This window comes from Arhodomonas sp. KWT (genome assembly GCF_010993615.1).
Genome location: NZ_WNXE01000546.1, coordinates 1 through 1086, shown reverse-complemented (window position 1 = coordinate 1086; position 1086 = coordinate 1). Strand labels below are relative to the sequence as shown.

Genomic DNA, 1086 nt, shown 5'->3' with positions numbered 1-1086 from the left:
TCCATCCGCGACAACGCCCTTGACGCCGACGCGCGCGGCTTCTGAGCGATGGCCACCGTCATGCCCTCTTACCCAGGCACCGAGGCAAGCACCGTGAACACAGCCAACCACCGGACCCGGACGCCCGGCGCAGCCGCCCCTGGCGGTACCGCCGCCGGCTTCACGCTGCTCGAGCTCGCGATCGTGCTCGCGGTGATCGGGCTGATCATCAGCGCGGTGACCGTGGGTCGCGATCTGTATCGCAACGCGCAGTACCAGCGCATCTCCAGCACGTTCGTGCAGGGCTGGCAGATCGCCTACGACACCTACACGGCCAATACCGGCGTGGTCCCGGGCGACGCCCCCTCCGACCCCGGCGGCGAGATCAACGGCGACGGCTCGGCACTGTGCAACGGCACGGACGATGCCCTGCTCAACACCTTCCTCGCCGCCGGCGTGGAGCTGCCGGAAGGCCGTGCGGAGGGACAGAACGACCGCTACGTCTACCAGGACAGCAACGGCAATCCCCAGGAGGTGCAGGTCTGCTTCCGGACGGTGGAGTGGGCCGTGCCCGGCTCCTCCGTGGACAACTACGTGACCCGGGAGCGCAACGTGATGGTGATCCGCGACCTCACCCCCTCCCTCGCGCGGCATCTCGACGCCGGGATCGACGGCAAGGCGGATGCCCGCTTCGGCCGGTTTCGCGAGGACAGCGAGGCGGACTCGACGGGCACAACGGGCGTGGCGTGGAGCGTCGATGACCGCATGGCCTACGGCGACAGCACCGCGACTGCGGAGGACGAGGACCAGGTCACCGTCGTCACCGCCTATTACCGCATGAACCGCTGACGGCGACGCCGGCACCGCCCGCCGCGGACGTTAGCCCCTCGGCTGGCGTCGGTAACGCGCCAGGGTCAGCCCCTGCATGTCGATCTCCGGGTCCCGGCCGATGACGCAGTCCGCCACCACCCGGCCGGCGCCGGCGGCGAAGGTCCAGCCGAGATGCCCCGGGCCGACGTTGAGGAACAGCCCCGGCACGCCGCTGTCACCGAGGATCGGCGGGCCGTCCTTGGTCATCGGGCGCAGGCACGCCCACGGCTCGGCGGC

General features: G+C 70.6%; 2 protein-coding genes. One reads left to right on the top strand and one right to left on the bottom strand.

The annotated features are described in order from the left end of the window. Positions 1–93: 93 nt before the first annotated feature. Positions 94–828 (top strand): type II secretion system protein, encoded by a 735-nt coding sequence (locus G7A99_RS20615; protein ID WP_018717530.1) that lies wholly within the window; start codon positions 94–96, stop codon positions 826–828. 30 nt (positions 829–858) lie between these two features. Here G7A99_RS20615 and G7A99_RS20610 read toward each other — a convergent pair. Then, positions 859–1086 (bottom strand): FAD-dependent oxidoreductase (locus G7A99_RS20610; RefSeq protein WP_163143742.1); only part of this gene is annotated, 228 nt, incomplete at its 5' end.